This window comes from Enterococcus sp. AZ084 (assembly GCF_051714905.1).
Classification (GTDB): domain Bacteria; phylum Bacillota; class Bacilli; order Lactobacillales; family Enterococcaceae; genus Enterococcus_B; species Enterococcus_B pernyi.
Genome location: NZ_JBIOSS010000001.1, coordinates 1,367,330 through 1,389,711 on the forward strand (window position 1 = coordinate 1,367,330; position 22,382 = coordinate 1,389,711).

The window sequence follows — 22,382 nt, forward strand, 5'->3', positions numbered from 1 at the left end:
AATGAAACAAATAAAAAATATAGTTGAGTCAAAAGAAGGAAAAAGAATCGTGTTTATAGCTATCGGCATTTTCATCACCATGTTCAGTTTTATTTTTTACTCGCTATTTTTTCATCGCGGTACGAATGAAAACTCGGGAGCTACCTCTAGTAGTAAACCTTTGTCTGCAAGCGAGCAAAGAAAAGAGGACCTAAATTTAGTAGAAAGAAATGAAGCCTTAGTCTATAGAGGTATTTGGTACTCTGATCGAGAAGATGGTATGGTTCTAGAATTAAAAAATGACGGAACTTATCAAAGTACCAGTTGGCTCACAACGGGTCAGTATCGCTTAGTAGATACAAAGCTTGTTCTGACGGACAAAGAGAAAGAGGAAGTTTCTTTTGAGATGATGACAAGGTTAGGCGAAACGATTTTCTTTTATGAAGATAATGAAGGGAACACGACCTATTTCTATCCTAGCGTTGCACTGATGGAAAGGACCAAAGAAATTATTGATTCCGGTGGGGAAGAAATCGATGAGATAATCAGTCAAAAATGGAATGACGTGTTGCTTCAAGGTAGTTGGACGGGAACGACAATGAATAGTCAAGTGTTGATTGATTTTACAGAAGACACATTTGTCCAAAGAAAAGTGGAAGACGGAAACGAAATAAGTCGAATTTTTTACTATCGCGTCATTTCTGAAGATATTTCTGAGACTTTATGTGTACTTGAACTATCAGTCACAGATGAAAATTCAGCAGTGATGACATTTGAGGTCACCTTAGAAGAGACACAATTCGGTTATCGCATGCATTCCCTCCCAGGGATGTTTTTATGGGTAAATGATTACGAAAAACCACATCAAGCTGTGCGATTAACTCAAACAGGTATTTTTAGAGAAGAAAATTCATCTTTAGAACAATTACTTGAACATCGCTTGAATGGTTAATCGACTCTAAAAAATTCTTCATTGAATGGAGGAGACCGATGTTTTATAAAAAATACGAAGACTATCTTAAAGAATATATAAACAAAGATATTTCAATAAAATCAGTAAAACCTCATGAAGAAAAAGTATTCAATGAGTTTCAAGCAAAAGCAATACTGGATAGTAATCCTGAAACTTTGAGAGAAGAATTTCACTTCGTTCTAGACTTGATTTCTTCAAGAAAGCAAGTGAACGAAGAAAAGACCAATGATTTAAAACATTCATTTGAAAGAATGCTCTTAGACATTGATTCATCAGATTACAATACGTTGAGATTCTCCATCTATAAATCACGGATGATCGTCTTAAAAGAAAATATACGTAGGCAAGAAACAAGGACAAAAGATGCGACACCTAATTTGACGTCACACACACAATTACAAGCATCTGAAGAATTAGTAAGTCCTAAATTAGTGGCTGAACAAGAAAGAAGATTTGCAGAACAAGCCTCACTCAATATGAGAGACAACGTAAAGCAAGAATTTTTATCTAATGATCAGATCAAAGAGAATGTCTCGATGCACGTAAATTCTGTCCACACGAAGAATCAATATACAAAAGAAGAACACCAAGAAAGGCTTAAAGTGAGTGATTTAAAAGAACGATTTGAAAAAGAACGTTCTTTTAATAAAGAGGCGCATTCAGCTGAAGTACCATCAGGAACAGTCAATCGATTGCGACAATACTATGAAGGTCTGAATCATTCATCAAATGATCATTCACCATTAGAAAGTCGACAGTCGTCTAGATGGAGAACCTCGCAAACGAATGATTCACCGAATGTTCAAAATAGGCAAAATCAACCGACAGATCGACAGAACCAAAGAGATGAAGGAACATCGTCCTATCAAAAAGCTCCTCCATTAAAAGGTACTAGCGAATTTGTGCGTAGAGGAAACGAAAGCACAGTCTATACGAATGAATCATCACCCACAAATAAAGCAGAGCCAGATCAAACGGGCATGACAAACGAAGAATTTCAAAGACGGCGAGATCGATTTGGCAATATGCCTGGACCAAGTAACGAACCACCAATCATAGAGAGAACAACCCAAAGAGAAACGGATAACTACCAGACAGCTGCTTATCAAAATCCACCCAGACAGCAACGAAGTAGTGAGCTAGTACAAGAAGCCGGAGCAAGCAGGGTAGATAGCAACGATACCTTAAGGACAAATAATGCAGAATTGAGTCAAACTGGTAGGATTGACGAAGAATTTCAAAATCTTCGTGATCGATTCGAAAACCTGACTGGTACAAGCAGTGAACCATCACTTTCAAAGAAAAAGAGTCGTGGAGAGAGTGAACATCAAGGAATTTCTTATCAAAGAGCTATCACCAGGCATGGCAGTAGTGAAAGCGTACGTAAAGTAAACGAAAGAGCAGTTGATACGAATGATTCATCATCTGCAAATAAAATAAAATCGAATCAAACCGGCTTGACGAATGAAGAATTCCAAAACCGTCGCGCTCGATTTGAAAAACCTAGTGTAAAAAGTGATAACCGCCTTGCTCCAGAATCCACGGGTCAAGTGAGAGCAACAAGGGAGCGGTTTGAAAATCCGAATGCCTTTAGCAATGAACGACCGGTACCAGAATCCACGGGAATAGTGAGAGAAGCAAGAGAACGGTTCGAAAATGCGAATGCCCTTCGTGATGAGCAACCAGTTCCAGAATCCACGGGACGAGTGAAGGCAGCAAGGGACCAGTTTGAAAAAGCGAATGACCATCCTAATGAGCGACCAGCACCAGAATCCACGGGACGAGTGAGAGCAGCGAGAGAACGGTTCGAAAATGCGAATGCCCTTCGTGATGAGCAACCAGTTCCAGAATCCACGGGACGAGTGAAGGCAGCAAGGGACCAGTTTGAAAAAGCGAATGACCATCCTAATGAGCGACCAGCACCAGAATCCACGGGACGAGTGAGAGCAGCGAGAGAACGGTTCGAAAATGCGAATGCTCTTCGTGATGAGCGACCAGCACCAGAATCCACGGGACGAGTGAAGGCAGCGAGAGATCAGTTCGAAAATGCGAATGCCTTTCGTGATGAGCAACCAGTTCCAGAATCCACGGGACGAGTGAAGGCAGCAAGGGACCAGTTTGAAAAAGCGAATGACCATCCTAATGAGCGACCAGCACCAGAATCCACGGGACGAGTGAAGGCAGCGAGAGATCAGTTCGAAAATGCGAATGCTCTTCGCGATGAGCGACCAGCACCAGAATCCACGGGACGAGTGAAGGCAGCGAGGGAACGGTTCGAAAAAGCGAGTAATCTTCCTGACGACCGACCAGCACCAGAATCCACGGGTCAAGTGAAAACAGCGAGAGACCAGTTTGAAAAAGCGAACGATCATCCTAATGAGCGACCAGCTCCAGAATCGACGGGTCGAGTTGAAGCGATGCGAAGACAGTACGAGTCCAGAAATGGGAGAGAAACTGAAGCTAGTGACTCTAACGAAACATTCCAGCAAAAACTAAATGGCTTGGCTAATGAAAGATTTCGTCAACGCCGAAACCAATTTGAAAATCCTGCTGTAACAAGTAGTGATGGGCAAAAATCGGAAGAAACGGTTATAGCCGATCAGCTAGATCGTAGAACTGAAACAAACAACCAATCTACTGCTCACTCTACTGCTCAAACAGATCAAACAGATCAAACAGGTATCGTTGCTGGTAATACGAAAAAAATCCGTGAATTGTTAGCTGATAAACTCAAATTTAATCCAGAAGAAAAAGTACCACTTGAAACAAATACCCAGACAAATAATCAAACAGATAGTTCCCATGCACCCTTAGAGGAATCTTCCTCAGACACTCAAAATAGCCAAATGAGAAATCAGATGATTGAAGGTGTGGAACCGAGACCAACGAAACTGGATGAAGCGAGTATAGCCACTCGAGGAATGGATAAAAAACAGTCGGAAAACACAACTGATTCTTTAGATAAACTTGGAATAGACGCGAGTAGTGATACTTTTGGTTTAAATGAGAATCCTTCAGGAAAAACGGATAAAGCTACAGAAACCGATTTTATGGATGACGATATAGAATTGCCAGAGTCAGGACCGCTTACAGAAAAAAAGAAAATCCACACAAAAAAAAGCCGAGCGATTCAAATCGGAAGATTTTTGTTGAACTTACTACCATTAGCATCTTGGCCGTTGATCAGTATGTGGGTAACTGGCATTTTAGGTATCGTTCCAATTTACTTTGCTATGTATGGACTACCATTAACTCGGCTTATTTACGTGACTATTTTGATTGCCGTTTATGGACCAAAACTCATCAACTATATTCTTAAACTTCGTTCTAGAATACAAACCTATCGCCAGGCAGAACGAAGTCGACAGAGAAACTTAGAAGATCGAGTGATTGATCCAAAAGAAAAATCAATTCAAAGAGAAACTGCCGCTCATGAGAAAGAAACAGCAAAAACAAAACAACAGAATCACTCATCAGAAAAAGTCAGTCCTGAAAATTCAGAAAAAGACAAATCTGTAAAGGGTTATTTTAAAAGAAATTGGAAATCTCTCGCCATCATCTTTGGTGTTGGGATAGTTGTAGCAGGAATTGGTATCGCACTGACACCAGTAATAGCACCATATATATTTGCGATAGCCACTTCAACTCCGTTATTTATGTACAAAGTAACTTCAGTTATTGCAATGGCACTTGCGGTTTCCTTTGGTGTGACCGCCTTGAGTAAAGGACTGCATGCACTACAAAGAAAGTTTTATAAAAAAGAAGATCAAACATTAGAAACCACAACACAAAAAGAAACAATCGAAAAAAATTCTTTAGAGGTAGATAAGAATTTTGATAAAGCCTATGAAAAAGTGGATAAGGATGATCGTGCACCTGCCCATGATAATTCGTCAATAAAAAGTGCTGGTTCAAAAGAAGATGGCATAAAACTCGCTAGTAATGAGACGAAGTCAATGGAAAAAAGTCCATATGCATGGGTCTATGGTCAAGAGACAGAAAACAAAACCCAAAATGAAGCGAATCGTTCAAGTCGGTCGAATTCGTTCAATACCCATGAAACACTTCATGTGAAAGCGGATATTCATGAGCCACCATCACAGTCCTCTCGTGATAACCGTACGACGAATCAATTAGGTGAAGCCGCAAGACATCGGTTGGATAATACAAAATCTGAAAGAAATCCACAGATTACTGAACAAAATAAGGGAATCAATCGTCAGCCGGCCGTCAAAGAGGCATTTGATTCAATCAAACAAAAAGCAATTTCGAAGAGTAATAATGCCAGTGGTAAGCCCCTACTGAAAGGTCAAATATCTTTTGAAAAATAAAGAATACGGAGAGAGATTCAATGAATAAAATCAAACTAATGAGCATATTTAGCGTCATCTTGTTGCTCTTACATTTTCCAGTGAGTGTTTATGCTACTTTTAATGATTATATGCTCGATGAGATCCATCAAGGAAAGAGCTTAAGTGCATGGTTGTATGACGAAGGAGAAAACGCAATCTCTCAACAGATCAGTGCTACACCACAAGTAGATGGTTCTTTAGGGGTTGATGTGGGGGATAGTGTAAGTTTTTCGATTAATATTCCTACCTATGCCCTTGTAACAGATCGAGGTGGTTGGATTCCAGCACTTACGGGAGGTAAGAGTGGAAATACGCCTGTACCCAATTACTTTTATACTCAGATGCGTTATGGAAAGTCACCAAATCTGCTAGGTAATTTTAGCATAGGCGAAGTGACCGCGACAAATCTTCCTTCGGGAGTGACTATTAGCAGGGTAGTTGGTCCGACTACGGGAAATCATACAAGAGTTGATGTGACAGTTACTAGGTCACAGGTGAGTGCGACAAATGGTCATACTAACTCAATCAATCTTAACTTGAGTTCGCTTTATTTAGATACATGGGCAATTGATCCAACAACTGCTGATTTTTTTGGAAACAACCCGATTAATGTAGGGGGTATCACACTTACTAATCTTAATTTAGGCACATTGTCACTGCGAACAAAAAATTCAATCAAAGTGAGATATATCGATGAGGAAGGTAATGAACTCCGAGCTCCACTGGTAGAACAAATGGAGGTTGGTCAAAACTATGCGTATACACCTCCAGTCATTCCGGGATATACCTTCAGCAGATTATCATCTGGAAGCGCAAGTGCTTCCGGTCAGATGGCAGCTGGTCCGGAAAGACTTGTTGAATTTGTCTATACAAAGAATCCAACGGTGGGCGGAGCGATCACGGTGAACCACGAATTTATCGGTGCTTCAAGTATGAATAGCAGTGAACGATTCACAAACGTGGGGAATGTGGGCGATCGATTTGAATTGACACCTAGAACAGAAGCTGGCTGGCAAGTAAAAGGTGAATTGCCAGAAGTGATAGTGACAGAACAAGCCCAAACGGTGACGATTCAATACGAGCGAAAACCTGGAGGTGCCATCACCGTCAATCATGAATTCATTGGCGATTCTTCTATGAATACGAACGAAGTGATTACAAATGTCGGGAATGTTGGTGATCGTTTTGAATTGACGCCACGAACAGAAGCTGGTTGGCAAGTAAAAGGTGAGTTGCCAGAAGTGATAGTGACAGAACAAGCACAAACGGTGACGATCCAATACGAGCGAAAACCTGGAGGTGCCATCACCGTCAATCATGAATTCATTGGCGAATCTTCTATGAATACGAACGAAGTGATTACAGATGTCGGGAATGTCGGTGATCGTTTTGAATTGATGCCACGAACAGAAGCGGGTTGGCAAGTAAAAGGTGAGTTGCCAGAAGTGATAGTGACAGAACAAGCACAAACGGTGACGATCCAATACGAGCGAAAACCTGGAGGTGCCATCACCGTCAATCATGAATTCATTGGCGAATCTTCTATGAATACGAACGATGTGATTACAGATGTCGGGAATGTTGGTGATCATTTTGAATTGACGCCACGAACAGACGCGGGTTGGCAAGTAAAAGGTGAGTTGCCAGAAGTGATAGTGACAGAACAAGCACAAACGGTAACGATCCAATACGAGCGTAAAGTTGGCGGTCAAGTAGTCGTCAACCACATTTTTGAGGAAGCGCCTGAAAAAAATCGAATGGACATTCTACTTGGACGTTGGGGAGAAGCTTTTAAGGCAGAGCCAATGCAAATAGCTGGTTGGGAAGTAAAAGAAACCATCGGCCAACCTACAGGTGTATTTACAGATGAGGAGCAAGAGATAAATTTCGTCTATGTTAGAAATGAGGAGCAGCCGATACCAGAGGAAGACAAACCTAATGATAATAAGGATAAGCAACCTGAAACAAAACCAGTAGACCAAACAACTGACAAAAAAACTTCAACTAAAAAGAATGATGGGGGCGCAATCAGAAGAAAAGAAGAGAAGCGTTCGCTACCAAGATTGAATAGTCAAGCAGGAATTTCCTTAACTGTAGTAGGGACGTCAATCGTTGCATTTGTCTTTTGGAAACAACTAAAAAAGCGAACTAAATGTAAAAATAAATGATACCAAACGTTTGATTTAAAGGAGGAGTTCGATGATCACCAATGAACAGCCAGATCCAGAAGTAAAAATGCTACAAAAGACATCGTTGAAAACACCTAAATTTGGTTTTATGGGACTGAAATATTTAGGAAGATTTGTCGTCAAAGTGACGAAGATGATCAAAAATAGAATCACAAAAAAGAAAGAAAAAGAGCAATCACCTTTAGAAGCATCTGCTAATACGACGAAGGCAGCTAAAAAACAACCTGTCAAGCTGGAAGCTGCGAAAGAAAAAGCGCCTGTTGTAAAAAATATCGCAACAAAAACCAATCGGAACCTTTTTCAGTTTTTATACAAATTAGGGACGAACTTCATGAAGGTTGATCTTTTAAAAAGTATAAAAACACTAGGTATCAGTGCAACATCCTCTCAACGAAGAATCAAATCTGCCGAAGTCAAAACAGTGAAAGCGTCAAAACAACAATCCGTTGCTAAAATCAAAAAATTGAGCTTTGCCACAGTAAAAAAAGAGGCAATCAGTAAAAGTAATAAAATCAATCAGTTATCAAAAAATAATCAGTTAACAAGAAGACCGTCATTACAAAGATCATAAGGAATTCTCATGATCAATTGGAGCCATCCTGATTGGAGGAGAAAGAATGGAACATGAGCGTATGAGTGATGAACAACGAAGAATCGGTCGTGAGACTAAGCGAATCCAAACAATGAAAAGGATAGAAGAAAACAAGAGAGAGCAAGAACGCGTTTATTTGGAGAGTGTTCGATCGTCAGAGGGATTCAAACGTTCGTTACAAAAGAAAAATAGGAAATAAGTCATTTTGTTCATAAATAATATCGCGAAGACAGATTAAGAATTTCTTTAAGAAAGTGGGAATGATAATGGATGAACAACTCGTAAAATTAAACCAAAGAATTGCACGCATAAAAGATATCAATGATCCTGAATACGATCGCTTAGTAGCAGAGAGAAATAAGGTGCGACAACAAATCGCTGCACGGAATGAAAGACAGTCGGCCGCTTCATCCAGTACCTCGAGAGTAACTGAAGTAAAAACTGATCCTAATAAGATTCAGCAATTAACGGAAAAAATTTCAGAGAAACAAGCGCAAATAAACCGTATCAAAGATATGAGTGATCCCCGCTATGAAAAATTAGAAGCGGAGAAAACACAGTTGATCAGAGAAAGAGAAAGTGAACGTCTCAAATCAGCTAAGAGTCATGAACTTACAGACAAAACAGGCATAGCTGGGCAAGCAAATGGGGTCTCAATGATCGACAAAGAAGATTTAAAAAATGCTCAAAAAATGATCCACCACGATCTAGACCAACAATTTAAAAAACTATCTAATTTTTTTGAGGAGTATAAATTTAAGTATGATTCATCAAAGGATGAAAAAAACATCAAGGAATTAGGTGAGAATATCGACATGCATAAAAAAAGATATGACCTGAAGATGAAAAATAGTTTTAATGACGGGGGGTTCTATGGCAGGTTTAAGAAAAATGAAAAACAAAGTGAACTAGCACTCGGAAATTTTATCGAAAAATGGAAAGAAGACCAAGGCTACAATCGAGATACTCATTCCGCTATTGAAAAAATCCATGAAATGAAAGAAACAATTGTAAAAAATCATAACTTAGAGAAATACAGTATGAAAGTCAACACGAAACAAAATGAATTAGCCGAATTGCAAAGTAAAAAACAGCGAATCAATTTTTTTAGTAAGTATATTTTTAATCGCGAAAAATATCGTCAATTAAAAAATCAGATCCATGAATTAAAAAACGAATTGAATATTATAAGAGAAGCTCGATCACTAGCTATGAAAGGCGATTTCACAAAAGCAGAAAACTTATTCAATGCTAATGAACGCACAGGGACTTCTCATGAAGTGAAGCAACGAAGACTTACTCAAAAAACGTTATCGCCTTCCTTGACTACAAGTATTCCTGGTCCTAGTAAACTGCAAAACAAAATGGAAGCAAGCATAAGTAAATCAGCAGAAATTATGCAACAAAAAAATACGGAGAAATTACGTAATTCTTCACATAAAGAATTACGAGCATAAAAAACGGATCTCCTATTGATATCAATTTTATCAATAGGAGATATCACTGATCAGTGTGTAAAAATGACGGATGTTTTTCATCTGGAACTATTCATAAAAAGAAAAAGATCGATGTGTTTATTTATTCCAACAGTTAATCATTAAGGAGCACCAATGAAAAGTAGAATTAATCATAGTAAAACTATCATTTTATTGACCGTAATCGTTGTTCTATTGTCTCATCTACCTTTTCATTTTGTTTATGGATCAGAAACCAGTGAACCCGCTAATGAAATCCAGAATGAGGCAAGGGTAGACTTAGCTAGAAATGTAACGATTACATTTGAAACAAGTCCTTCAGAAGGTGGAAATCCTTACCGTACAAGTAGTAGTCAGATGCCACCACTTGGACCGGTGTACACCATACATGCGAATCCGAATCCAGGATTTCGTTTTGTGCAATGGGAATTAGTATCCAGTGATGGTGTTTCTATACAAAACCCAAATGCAGAGGTAACAAATCTCAATACAGGTGGCGGACCTACAGGACCGATAAGTGCGACAGCAAGGATTCGAGCGGTTTATGAGCGAGTGTACAATTTAACCTTTCAATCTGCTCCAAATGCTGGAGGAAATCCAAGAGCGGATCAAACAATACTGGCACAAGGTGAAACGACCACGATCCATGCCAACGTTTCGAATGGATATCGCTTTGTTCAATGGGAGCCTGTTTCTGGAAACGCGACTATTGCAAACCGAACGAGTCAAAGTACATCCATTACGATGGGGACAGGAGATTCGTCCATTCGAGCAGTCTACGAACAAATCACCCATAGTGTGAGTGTGCAGGCAAATCCAACGATTGGTGGCAATCCTACGGTTTCAGCTTCATCTGCTGCACAAGGAGCAACCATCAATTTGAATGCGAATCCAGCTGTCGGGTACCGGTTTGTCAATTGGCAGTTTCGAACCCAAAATGGTGCAATCATCACGAATAGTAATCTGGCGAATACCAGTTTACGAATGGGTACGGGACCTGTGAGCGTTCAAGCCAATTATGAACGCTTGCAACAAGGCAGTGTCGTCGTAAGGTATGTGGACGAAGAGGGTAATGAGTTAGCTCAAAGCGATATTTTAACGGGATTTAGCGGAGAAGCATATCGTACAGAAGCAATAGAAATCGAAGGCTGGGAATTGCTTGTTACACCGGAAAATGCAACAGGGGTTTTCACGAATATTGAGCAGATAGTCACCTATATCTATCGGAAGAATCAGGAGTTATGGGGAACCGTCCCTTGGCAATACGACGAGGCAACGAAAACGATCCATTTGTATGGTGGAATCGCTGGATCGGTCTCGCAAGCGCCATGGAAAGTTCACTCAGAAGTTGAAACTATTCGTGTCATCAATGAAGTATTTTTACCAGAAAATAGCGCATCTTTATTTTACGAGTTAAATCAGTTGAAAAGTATTGAAGATGCAGGAAAGTTCAATACATCCGGAGTTACGAATATGAGCAGAATGTTTGCAAGTACAACAGCACTAAAAGAGCTCAATATTAGTCAATGGGATGTGTCTAATGTAACTAGCATGAGTCACACATTTGCATGGATGAGCAATTTAACAAAGTTAGATGTCAGTCAATGGAATGTGTCTAATGTGACGAATATGAGCCACGCATTTGCTTGGACATACAACTTGGCGGACATTGATGTCAGTCAATGGAATGTTGAGAATGTGACCAGTATGACGAATTTATTTATGTCTTCCTCTTCACTAACTGAATTAGATTTGAGTAATTGGGACACAAAAAATAAAGATATTAGGGGCATGTTCTCTAATACTTGGAGACTTTCATCTCTTAAATTAGGAAAAGAAACAGTGATTGAAGGTACCAGGTTACCAAGGATCACATCTACAACTGAATATACAGGCCGATGGGTACTTGAAGAAAGCTTGGATAGTTCAGTTCGAACAATCGCGTTTGAGAATTCAAACGAATTTATGGCAAACTATGACGGAAATCATCCAGGAACTTATGTATGGGAACGTTCTCGTCCGGAAGAATTAGTGGCAGCATTAGAGCCATTAAGTGACCAATCAACAGCAATCACTGGCTGGATGACAGAAGTAACGGATAGCCGAACAATCACTTACCAAAATACAGCGGGACAAACAGTCACTATAACTAAAGAATCACCGAGGATCAAGTGGGGAGATTACCAAGATGCAGATCAACGGATTCGTCAGTTTGAGATATCCTTAGCAGAAAATGAGCGTTTAGCAACAGACACACAGGTAACACTCGCTGTTGCTAAACCATCCGTCGAAACAACTGGTGATTTGACGATTGACGAAAAGGTAATCAAAGGGATCGACTACACTGCAAATCACTTCACATTAGAACGTAAGAAGTTAGAGGGATTAACCAGTGAAGCAGAACTCCATGAATTGATTCTGAAGGAAAGTCAGGCAACAGCACACGATGTTTTGACACAGGACGATCACAGTCAGGAAATTAAAATCGTAGCTACGGATTTAACCAAGGATGAAGTGGACGATGGCACGTATTTTGCTACATTTCAAGTAGGGAACAAAGCCTATAAGTTTACAATAGGCATTGATGTTAGCTCGAAGATCCATCATCTAAAAGTTTCCATACCGACGAAAATGGTGTTCGAATCCCTCTACCAAGGCGAGGAAACTAATCGTGAATTTGTTAGTCCAGATTACGAGATCCGTAATCATTCAGATCTTTCTGTTGATACGTATGTGAATCAGTTCATTGTTGAAGATGATGCAGGGGTCACCTTGTTAAGAGAGGATGAAAATCCTTTAGATCACGCGCCATTGCAAGAAGGACAACCGAAAAAATTCTCTGATATCAAACAACCACTATTGGAATTACAGTTGATGTCTAATGAAACCAAAATTTCTTTATATGGACGAAGAAGTGAACAACGCTTGGCACAAGTTGCACCATACTCAAGTGTCCCTTTCCATTTGATCGGTCGATTTTATGGGCCATATCCTAAGTGGATCTCGGAAAGTGACAATGAACAAGGGGGCTATTATCAAGATTCATTCGTTCCTACCTATCGTATGATTTTACGTTTTGTTCCCAGATAGCGGGCATAGATGTACGAGATAAAAGAATGATAATGACTAGGAGACGTTCAACCAATGAGTAAAACAAAACGAAGGAATCAACAAAAGAAACGACGGAAGAACGGTGTCTTATTATTGTTTGTTTCTTTAATGGTGATGGCTGTTGCTAGTTGGTATTGGTTTGGTCACAAAGAACCCATTCCAGTTATCAGCGCGGATTTGTTACCTGAAATCAGTGATGCGAGTGATCAACGGATCTCTGAGCGTGCGCAAGAACTAGCAGATGCAAATTATTTCACCTTGCAGATCAACTCAGAAGCAGTTTTCGAAAATGGCAGAAGTCGTGGATCGATCGAAATCGTCAATCCTGGCACGAATGTTTATCCGATTGCGGTCGATATCACGATCAATGATACGAAAGAAGTGATTTATTCTTCTGGTGCGATTTATCCCAATCAATTGATTGAAGCGGTGTATTTGAAACGACCTTTAGAAAAAGGAGAATATCCAGCAACAGCGACAGTCAATATCTATGATCCAGAAACCAAAGAAAAGCAAGGCGTAACCGAAGCAGAAATCAGTATATTGATAAAAAATTAATCCAATTTAAGTGAGGCTACCTAAATGAAAAAAGCAACAAAATTAGTGTTAAGTATTCTAACAATTACAGGAGTATGTATTAGTGGAATTACCGCTTTTGCAAGTCCAGTCCAAACCATCGATGGGCGAGAAGGCGCAACTTCTGGAGATATCACTATAAAGGGGATCATCGGTGAATTTGATAATACAAAGCCTGGTCCAAATCCAGAAAATCTCGATCAATGGATCAATGTGACCCTACCGACGACAGCTATTTTCCGGACAACAGAAGAATCTGAGCATAAAAAGATTACTTCTCCGGCTTATCACGTGACGAACCATTCTGCGCTAAGTGTGCGGGCTTCCGTCTCAAATGTGACAGAAGTCAAAGAAATGAGCGAAGTAGATCGACTAATGATCAATACGATCGAATTATTTAAAGACGGGGTTTCAACAGTGGCAGCTACGCCTTTATTCACCTTATCTGGTAATGAGGGGAATCATACAGTCGGTAACTTCCAATTTAGTGGGGATGCGACACCGAGAAATGCTTCCGTAGAAAGTAATCCGAGCTTTAAACTAGTATTGAATTTTGCAGTAGAGGAATAAAGCAAATGGAAAATTTACTATTAGATAGTAAGATGAGGAAGTCTAGAAGTAAAAAATGGCAAGTTTTATCGGTACTACACATACTTCTTATTATTAGCTTATCCTTTTCCACCATAGTCAAGGCAGAAGTGGTGCAATCCACTCACAATATCAGAGTATCTGGTACGATTGGATCGACTGTTGAAGAAACAAAAGAAGCAAATAAGCACCAGACACTAGTCGCTGATCTTTCTGCGATCACAAAACAAAATCTACCCGAAACAGGAACAGTAGTAAATCAACGAATTGTTTTCTTAGGTTATCTGTTGATTGGTATTTCTGGGGGAGTAGTTTTGTTTTCTAGAAAACGAAACTATCCTATTGAATACTTAAAATGATCGATCTAGTAGGGAAATGAGCGTTGAAAAATGACAGAAAACGAGTAAACAAAAAAGCCATCCGCAGAGAATGGCTTTTTTCTATGGTCAATCACTACTGTTTCTGGACGAAGCTCGAGTAGAAGGTGCAGTTCGTGTCCCGCTGTCACCACCAGCAGCATTTGTATCTTCGGAACTTGGCGGCGTAGCAGAGGATTCAGGTGGTGCTTCCTCGCTAGAAGATGCTGGTGGTTCTGTAGAAGGCTCACTACTTGGTTCAGTTGGTTCACTACTTGGTGGCGTCGACTGTTCAGAGCTACTAGGTTCAGTCGTTGAGCTTGTAGAAGTCTCAGGAACAGTTTCGCTCGTTGAAGAATCTGGAACAGGAGTTACAGGGACGACCGCAGATGAAGAAGGAATCGTCGTTGACGGCACCGTAGCGTTTGAATTGCCAGATGATGATGCATTTCTAAAGAATAATTCACCACCAGAACGGTACAGTCCGTTAGGCATCGTCCAATCCGTATTTGTCACATTTGCAGAGACAAATTTCATCAATTCGCGATAAACATCTGAAGCTACATCTGTTCCAGTGGAAGTGATCGGAGTCATTTTATCATTGTATCCCGTCCACACAGAAATCGCATAATTCGGTGTATAACCAGCAAATAAAATGTCTGGATAAACGCCCGTTGAGGTACCTAACTTAGCATACTCCTCGTCCGTATAATTAGATGTTCCTGTTTTACCTGCTTGGATCAACCCTGGGATTGCGGCATTCGTGCCGGTTCCGCGAGTGATCGTGTCTTTTAAGATGTCCGTCACCATGTACGCTGTTTCTTCAGACATCGCTCTTGTTCCTTCTGGTTCAAATGTTTCTTCGGTGCTATCTTGGAAAACGATCCGATTAACGTATTGTGGTTTATAGTAAGTACCACCGTTTGCTAAGGCAGCGTATGCTGCGGCCATTTTTTCAGAAGAAGCACCGTATTTTGTACCATCTTGTTGTTCAGTATTACTTGAAATCGCATTTGACTGGTGGATCGTGCTATATTCGATCCCTAAGCTACTCAAGAATTCTGCGACTTTATCTGCGCCAACTTCATTGAAGAGCTTGACTGCCGGGACGTTTCTTGAAAGGTATAACGCTTGGCGCAAGGTGACCATTCCCATGTAACGGTTGTCCCAGTTCGAAACAGGAATAGAAGTTCCTTCATAATTGTAAGGTGCATCGGCGATCAATTTGCCAGTAGAATAGTTCAATTCTTCAAATGCTGGCGCGTAGTCAGTGATCGGTTTCATGGTTGAACCAAAGTCACGAGAGGTATTAACAGCTAAGTTATTACCTAAAGCGACATCATCCGGAATGTTTCTTCCACCGATCTGCGCGGTGACTTGTCCAGTATTGACATCGATCAACGTAGTGGCTACTTGCATTTGATCATCTGGATATGCAACGTATTGATCTGTATTCACTACATCATATAAGTGTTTTTGGGCATTCAAGTCTAAGTTCGTATAAATATCTAAGCCATCGGTATAGACATTCTTGTCTGTTTTAGCATGGACTTCATTGATGACCTCTTTGACATAATTGTCGACGATCCGTGTATTAGTGTCTTCTTGGGTTAATTCTTGTAACCCATCCGTGATCGGTGTATTGATCGCTGTATCGTACTCTGTTTGAGAGATTTTTTCGTTTTGGAGCATCGTGTACAAGACAGTGTCACGACGTTTTTTTGCTTGCTCTGGAAACTGGTAAGGATCATAAGCTGACGGTGCTTGAGGCATTCCTGCTAAAAGCGCGGTTTGCGGTAAATTCAATTCGCTTAATGTTTTTCCAAAGTAAGATTGAGCCGCTGTTTCCATGCCATAAAGACCGTTAGACATATAGACTTTATTGACATAATAGGTCAATATCTCTTGTTTTGATTTCGTTTGTTCCAGTCTGACAGCCATCCAAGCTTCTTGGGCTTTACGTCTGATTGTTTGGTCTTCGGTACTAGTTGAGAAGAAAGAGAGCTTGATCAGCTGCTGAGTCAACGTACTACCACCCTGTAAGCCGCCAGATGTAAAGTTGGATAATGCGGCACCGATGATCCGAACAGGGTCGACACCGATATGTTTGTAAAATCTTCGGTCTTCGACTGAAACGATGGCATCTTCAAGTGTCTTTGGCAGTTCGTTGGCAGAAATTTTTTCTCTTTTTTCTGCTCCTAGATCCTCAAATAACTCGCCATCTTTCGTATAAAGTTTTGACGAAACTGTTGCATCCAGTTTTTCGTCTGTCAAAGCAGGAGCATCTTTGGCATAAAACCAAAAAAGTCCGACCCCTGCGAGAAAAGCGACACAGATCAAGGAAAGACCAATTAAAAGAATACGTGTGATCAATCCTTTTCGATCTTTTCCAGTGCCTTTTTTCGTTGATTGTTTTCCTCTTTTCTTTGGAGAAGAAGAGGAGGTGCTTCTTTTAGAAGATCTCGTTTGATTAGTTGGCATTCTTTGGTTCTCCTTCATTAGATTCTAAGTACTGGTCGATTGCTTGCAAGTATGGAACACGAGGGGCAAAGCCACTTGGAATCTCGATTCCTAATTTTTCGATCAATGAAAGCGGCAAGGATTTCCTTCCTTGTGTCTGTTGTTCGTGCCAATAATGGACTAAATGTGTACTATCTAAATAAAAACAACGTTGTAAGGCAGAAAACCATAAAAGGACAAAACAGATTCCTCCTTGATTTAGACAAGCTTCCATATGTGAGATTTGATGGGGATGAAAATTTTTAAATGGAAATGAAGTTTTGTTTTTTGTCTCTTTTGCTTCAAAATCCAAATAGAAACCTCGATAGACACCGTTATAATCAGTTGTGGAAGCTTGAGTAAAATAAGCTTCTTTAATGACAGCGGCACTACGTCGAGGGTAGTCAACTTTTACGATTTGAACCGGTGTTGGCTTTTTATGGATAACGGCCATTTGATGTGCCAGATAATACTCGTTGCTTTCATTGATGGCTTCTTCAAATCGCATCCCGCGATTGCCAAACTCCGTATGTGGGTTCCTTTTTACTTGTTTTTTTTCTTTGGACGAGGCATCCTTGATATAAGGACGGCCATTTGGATAGCGTAAAACCATGATCGAATCACTCTCCTAGGCCACATTATAGCAAAAAAGCACAGAGAAAGAAAAGGAAACTGGAATGGATACAATAAAAGTAATGTATATCTCTGGTTATCGCAGTTTTGAATTAGGCATATTCAAAGATAATGACCCTAAAATGACAGTTATTAAAAAAGTTTTAAAAAATGAATTGACTCAATTAGTGGAAGAAGGATTGGAATGGGTGATCATCAGCGGTAACTTAGGTGTCGAATTATGGGCAGGTGAAGTCGTCGCTGAAATGAAGACGGATTATCCAGAATTGAAGCTTGGGATCATTTATCCGTTTGCAGAATTTGGCAATGGTTGGAATGAGAACAATCAGGAAAAGAAAAGGCTGGTAGAACAGCTTTCTGACTATCGTGAGTCGGTGAGTCATCAACCCTATCAATCACCAAGTCAACTAAGGAATCATACCCAATTTATTCTACAACACACAGACGGGACCCTATTGATTTATGATCCAGAATATCCTGGAAAAACAGACTATTTTTTTAAGGATGCACAAAAATATCAAGGGAGTCATCCTTATGAGATTCGAACCGTCAGCATGGATGATTTGCAAAATTTTAGTGAATAAAATAATATAGTGTTTGATTTATCAAGTCTTTTCCGATACAATAAAAAAGTAGAAACGTTAATACGTAAATGAGAACTAGAGGTGTAAATATGGCGAATTTGATTTATAGTCCTAAAGACATTTTACAACAAGAATTCAAAACAAAGATGCGCGGATATGATCCGATCGAAGTGGACGAATTCTTAGACAATATTATCAAAGATTATGAGAATTACAGCAAACAACTCCTTGCTTTACAAGAAGAAAACGATAAATTAAGTGCAAAAGTCGCTCAATTATCGAAAAACCAAGGAGCAGCTCCAAGTCGTGCACAACAAACAGAAACTCCGAAAAGTGCGGCAGTAACGAATTTTGATATTTTAAAACGTCTATCAAATCTTGAACGTGAAGTATTTGGTAAAAAATTAGATGCACAAGCAGGAAATGTACCACCAGTAACACCTAATCCAAACAACTATACAACAACAAATGAACATGACAACGAAGCAACACGTCAGTTTTAAGCAATGAATCGATTTGTGGTTTTCGGGTAATCGCGGTCTGGCTTTGACCAGACTGAGGAAAGTCCATGCTCGCACAGGCTGTGATGCCTGTAGTGTTCGTGCTTAGCGAAAAAATAAGCTAAGGTACTCTTTCAGAGTAACGGCAGGAAAACAAGCTAAGGTTTCGGCTATGCTTCAGTATCCTTGAAAGTGCCACAGTGACGAAGCGAACGAGGAAACTTGTTCGGTGGAACGCGGTAAACCCCTCGAGCGAGCAACCCAAACAACGGTAGGGGCGCTTTTTGTCGGGGAATCAGAACGAGACAAAAGGGCAGTTGATCTGCAGATAGATGGTTACCGCTTTGTTTTTTCTCCCTGGAAAAACAAAGTACAGAACATGGCTTATAGAAAACCACATCTTCAGGGAATAAATCGATAGGCGAATAACAGCCTACAAAAACAGTACTAACAATAGCTTTTTCCTACGTCAGGTCTTTTCACATAGAAAAGATCGGATGTAGGGGGATTTAGAAGAGGGTGTGACGGAAGCGCACAGCTCCAAGAATTAAGCAGCAACATACGAAAATAGCTTATCGTATTTTTGGGTGTTGTTGCTTATTTTCTAAGGGCTGCTTCTGCCACACCATTTGTTTGATTATAGAGGACAAATGTCATGCCTCTTTTTTGATTGATAAGGAGAGTACAATGGATAAAAATAGAGAATTCAATTTAATAGCGACAGCGGCAAGCGGGCTAGAAGCATTAGTAGGAAAAGAACTTAGAGATCTTGGCATCGAGTGCCAAGTCGAAAATGGTCGTGCGCGTTTCAAAGGGACGATGGAAACGATTGCTACAACAAATCTGTGGTTACGTACAGCAGATCGTATCAAGATCGTCGTGGGTGAATTTGATGCCCGTACGTTTGATGAATTATTCGAGCAAGTCAAAGCGTTACCATGGGAAGATTACCTTCCATTAGACGCCTCTTTCCCGGTTGCAGGAAAATCGATCAAATCGACGCTTTATAGTACACCAGACTGTCAAGCCATCACTAAGAAAGCAATTGTTGAAAGACTACGTACGTATTATCATCGTCCGTCTACTGTGCCATTGACAGAAACCGGTGCACATTTTCAACTAGAAGTTGCTTTACTGAAAGATCATGTGTTAGTGACCCTTGATACAACTGGTCCAAGTTTGTTCAAACGCGGTTATCGCTTAGAAAAAGGTGGTGCCCCATTAAAAGAAAATATGGCAGCAGCTTTAGTGATGTTGACGAACTGGCGAAAAGATCGTCCGTTTTATGATCCGGTTTGTGGTTCAGGAACACTGTGTATCGAAGCTGCACTGATCGGTCATAATATCGCCCCTGGTTTCAATCGTGAATTTGTGTGTGAGACGTGGGATTGGTTCGATCCGGCTATCATGGAAAAAGTACGTGCAGCAGCAGAAGAACAGGCAGATTATGATATCGAATTAGATATCACTGGGTCTGATATCAATGGTCAATTGATCGGTATCGCCAGAGCCAATGCGGAAGAGATCGGTTTAGGAGATTCCATCACCTTCCAACAACGGGCAGTGAAGGACTTCAAAACGGAAAAAGAATACGGCGTGATCGTTGCTAATCCCCCTTATGGTGAACGCTTAGGTGAAGAAGAGTCTGTTCGTCGTCTCTACAAAGAAATGGGTGAGGTCTTCCGACCATTGAAAACGTGGAGTAAGTACATCTTGACAAGTGATTTGGCATTTGAAGAATTTTACGGACAAAAAGCAACAAAAAAACGTAAATTATACAATGGTGCATTGCGCACAGATCTGTTCCAATATTGGGGAACTCGGCCACCAAGAAAAGAACGGACTGAAAACGAATAACTAGGATATAAGTATGGACACCAAAAAAACATGGTTGGGACTTTAAGACCTTTGACCCTATGATTTTTGGAGGAATTCTAAATGAATGAACAAGCAAAAAAGTATTGGAAAGAATTTTGGCAAGGTGAATCCCCCCCAACAAATGTTACGGCAGAGCAGTGGGGTTGGGAAGGGACACCGATGGCAGATGAATTGGCGGACTTGATTTTAAAGGGGATCAAAACGGCGTCATGTTCATCATACGATGAATGCCTGTATTACGATGCAGACCCTTTGTCTAAAATCGGAAGTTATACCATTGTTTTAAATAGTAAAGACGAACCTGTAGGCATCATAAAATATACAGATATGACGGTAATGCCAATGAATGAAGTAACAGAAGAAATTGCCCGTGCTGAGGGTGAGGGTGATTTGAGTTATGATTACTGGTATAAAGTTCATAAAAAATTTTTTAGGGAGTTAATGCCCCAAATTGGAAAAGAATTTTATGAAGAGATGCCCCTTGCTGTTGAACGGTTTGAATTAATCAACGCAAAGGAAATGTAGTAAAAGTAAGTGAGCGATAACTATTGGATAAATGATAACTAGGATAAGTTGGAGGATTTTTGGATGAATGAAAAGGAATTTTTGAAAGAAGTCAAAGAAATCGATTTAATGAGTCAAGCGTTAACAGTATTGGACTGGGATATCCAAACAGGTATGCCAGAAAAATCAAGTGAAGAACGCAGTGAAGTCAACAGTTATTTATATGGGCTATATTTCTCAAAAAAAGTCGGACCGAAAATCGCAGAAGCAATCGAATACTTCTCTGCGCACCCTGACGAGTTGTCTGAAGTCGGAAAAACGGTTTTTGAGAAAGTCAAGGAAGACTATGAATTAGAGCATAAAGTACCGGAAGAATTGATGATTGCATTAACTTCTGCGACTTCTAAAGCCCACACAAAATGGCAAGAATCGCGTGAATCAAAACAATTTGCTGATTTTGAATCCGCGTTATCTGAAAACATCAAGATCACAAAACAGTTGATCCCATATTGGCGTAAAGAGGAGAAAACAGATTATGATGTGCTGTTGAATCAATACGAACCAGGAATGACAGTAGAGATCTTAGATCAAGTATTTGATCAAGTCAAAGAAGGTATTATGTCCATCCGTCAAGCCTTAGTCGAAAAAGGAACAGCACCTGAGACGGATTTTCTTTCACGTAAAATGACGAAGGAACAACAAAAACGTTTTGTAGTCGGTGTGATCAAACAGTTAGGATATGATTTTTCTAGAGGTCGCTTAGATGACACGATCCATCCATTTATGATCGGGATCAATCGTAATGATGTCCGCATCACGACACGTTGGAATGAAGAGGACTTCAAAATGGCAACGTTTGGAGTGATCCATGAAGCCGGACACGGGATGTATGAACAAAATATTGATGAAAAATATACGTATACACCAGTTGGTGAAGGTACTTCGATGGGCATCCATGAGTCGCAATCACTTTTCAATGAAATCATTGTCGGCAGCAACCGTAGTTTCTGGGAAAAACAGTACCCATTCTTCCAAGAGTGTGCTGAAGGAACCTTTGATGATATTTCTTTTGATGATTTCTATCGTTCATTGCAGTATACAAAAGCAAGCTTGATTCGGATCGAAGCAGACAGTTTGACGTATCCATTGCACATCATTATACGTTATGAGATCGAAAAAATGATGTTCAATGAAGGGTTAGAAGTTGAGAAATTACCAGAAGTATGGAACCAAAAATATGAAGAGTATTTAGGTATCCGCCCAACAAACGATTTAGAAGGGATCTTACAAGATGTCCATTGGTCAGGTGCAAGTTTTGGTTACTTCCCATCTTATGCGTTAGGATTTATGTATGCTGCCCAATTGTTACATGCAATGAAAAAAGATATCGCTGTTGATGAGATCTTATCTTCTGATGATTATTCACCGATCAAAGAGTGGATGACAGAAAAAATCCATCAGTACGGTGCATCAAGAAAACCAAATCAATTGATTCAAGATGCGACAGGAGAAGCATTGAATCCGCAGTACTTGATCGATTTCATGCGAAAACTTTACTTTAGCGTTTATGGTGTTGAAGAAGTCTAAAAAATT

Annotated in this window: 17 protein-coding genes and 1 other RNA gene; 16 read left to right on the plus strand and 2 right to left on the minus strand. The window is 40.1% G+C overall.

Features of this window, described 5'->3' with window-relative positions; all coding sequences use genetic code 11:
* Position 1 precedes the first annotated feature (1 nt).
* From IGI79_RS06440 to IGI79_RS06485, 10 genes are all read left to right on the plus strand, one after another.
* Positions 2 to 931, plus strand: coding sequence for a hypothetical protein (locus IGI79_RS06440; RefSeq protein WP_065096270.1), 930 nt, complete (start codon positions 2 to 4; stop codon positions 929 to 931).
* Positions 932 to 969: 38 nt separating this feature from the next.
* Positions 970 to 5,283 (plus strand): hypothetical protein, encoded by a 4,314-nt coding sequence (locus IGI79_RS06445; protein WP_438845754.1) that lies wholly within the window; start codon positions 970 to 972, stop codon positions 5,281 to 5,283.
* 20 nt (positions 5,284 to 5,303) lie between these two features.
* The gene (locus IGI79_RS06450; RefSeq protein ID WP_438845755.1) at positions 5,304 to 7,472 is read left to right on the plus strand and encodes a MucBP domain-containing protein; all 2,169 of its coding nucleotides are present in this window, start codon (positions 5,304 to 5,306) and stop codon (positions 7,470 to 7,472) included.
* Between the two features lie 31 nt (positions 7,473 to 7,503).
* Complete coding sequence (locus IGI79_RS06455) at positions 7,504 to 8,064, plus strand: hypothetical protein (RefSeq protein ID WP_065095748.1); 561 nt, start codon at positions 7,504 to 7,506, stop codon at positions 8,062 to 8,064.
* Between the two features lie 46 nt (positions 8,065 to 8,110).
* Positions 8,111 to 8,284, plus strand: coding sequence for a hypothetical protein (locus tag IGI79_RS06460; RefSeq protein ID WP_019723727.1), 174 nt, complete (start codon positions 8,111 to 8,113; stop codon positions 8,282 to 8,284).
* Between the two features lie 67 nt (positions 8,285 to 8,351).
* The gene (locus IGI79_RS06465) at positions 8,352 to 9,542 is read left to right on the plus strand and encodes a hypothetical protein (RefSeq protein ID WP_438845756.1); all 1,191 of its coding nucleotides are present in this window, start codon (positions 8,352 to 8,354) and stop codon (positions 9,540 to 9,542) included.
* Between the two features lie 153 nt (positions 9,543 to 9,695).
* Positions 9,696 to 12,650, plus strand: coding sequence for a BspA family leucine-rich repeat surface protein (locus IGI79_RS06470; protein ID WP_438845757.1), 2,955 nt, complete (start codon positions 9,696 to 9,698; stop codon positions 12,648 to 12,650).
* 54 nt (positions 12,651 to 12,704) lie between these two features.
* Positions 12,705 to 13,229, plus strand: coding sequence for a hypothetical protein (locus tag IGI79_RS06475; protein ID WP_438845758.1), 525 nt, complete (start codon positions 12,705 to 12,707; stop codon positions 13,227 to 13,229).
* Positions 13,230 to 13,253: 24 nt separating this feature from the next.
* The gene (locus tag IGI79_RS06480) at positions 13,254 to 13,817 is read left to right on the plus strand and encodes a hypothetical protein (RefSeq protein WP_065095751.1); all 564 of its coding nucleotides are present in this window, start codon (positions 13,254 to 13,256) and stop codon (positions 13,815 to 13,817) included.
* 5 nt (positions 13,818 to 13,822) lie between these two features.
* Positions 13,823 to 14,194: an LPXTG cell wall anchor domain-containing protein gene (locus IGI79_RS06485; RefSeq protein WP_065095752.1), complete on the plus strand. Its 372-nt coding sequence runs from the start codon at positions 13,823 to 13,825 to the stop codon at positions 14,192 to 14,194.
* A gap of 87 nt (positions 14,195 to 14,281) precedes the next feature.
* On the opposite strand, the gene IGI79_RS06490 is transcribed toward IGI79_RS06485, so the two are convergent.
* Both IGI79_RS06490 and recU read right to left on the minus strand, forming a co-directional pair.
* Positions 14,282 to 16,672 carry a PBP1A family penicillin-binding protein gene (locus IGI79_RS06490; protein WP_065095753.1) on the minus strand — a complete coding sequence of 797 codons (2,391 nt, stop codon included), beginning with the start codon at positions 16,670 to 16,672 and terminating at the stop codon, positions 14,282 to 14,284.
* Complete coding sequence (recU, locus tag IGI79_RS06495) at positions 16,662 to 17,303, minus strand: Holliday junction resolvase RecU (RefSeq protein WP_065095754.1); 642 nt, start codon at positions 17,301 to 17,303, stop codon at positions 16,662 to 16,664. The genes IGI79_RS06490 and recU overlap by 11 nt, the downstream gene beginning before the upstream one ends.
* 64 nt (positions 17,304 to 17,367) lie before the next feature.
* Between recU and IGI79_RS06500 the strand changes: the two genes are divergently transcribed.
* From IGI79_RS06500 to IGI79_RS06525, 6 genes are all read left to right on the plus strand, one after another.
* The gene (locus tag IGI79_RS06500) at positions 17,368 to 17,907 is read left to right on the plus strand and encodes a DUF1273 domain-containing protein (RefSeq protein WP_010735546.1); all 540 of its coding nucleotides are present in this window, start codon (positions 17,368 to 17,370) and stop codon (positions 17,905 to 17,907) included.
* A gap of 89 nt (positions 17,908 to 17,996) precedes the next feature.
* Entirely contained in the window at positions 17,997 to 18,410 is a 414-nt protein-coding gene (gpsB, locus tag IGI79_RS06505; RefSeq protein ID WP_010735545.1) for a cell division regulator GpsB, read from the plus strand.
* Between the two features lie 18 nt (positions 18,411 to 18,428).
* Positions 18,429 to 18,799: RNase P RNA component class B (rnpB, locus tag IGI79_RS06510), an RNA gene on the plus strand.
* 295 nt (positions 18,800 to 19,094) lie between these two features.
* Positions 19,095 to 20,264, plus strand: a complete 1,170-nt coding sequence (locus IGI79_RS06515) for a THUMP domain-containing class I SAM-dependent RNA methyltransferase (RefSeq protein WP_010735544.1) — start codon at positions 19,095 to 19,097, stop codon at positions 20,262 to 20,264.
* Positions 20,265 to 20,345: 81 nt separating this feature from the next.
* Positions 20,346 to 20,810, plus strand: a complete 465-nt coding sequence (locus IGI79_RS06520; RefSeq protein ID WP_065095755.1) for an ASCH domain-containing protein — start codon at positions 20,346 to 20,348, stop codon at positions 20,808 to 20,810.
* A 63-nt stretch (positions 20,811 to 20,873) separates the two neighbouring features.
* A complete protein-coding gene (locus IGI79_RS06525) occupies positions 20,874 to 22,376 on the plus strand; it encodes a carboxypeptidase M32 (RefSeq protein ID WP_195273427.1) in 1,503 nt (500 codons plus the stop codon).
* The last annotated feature ends 6 nt before the right edge of the window (positions 22,377 to 22,382 follow it).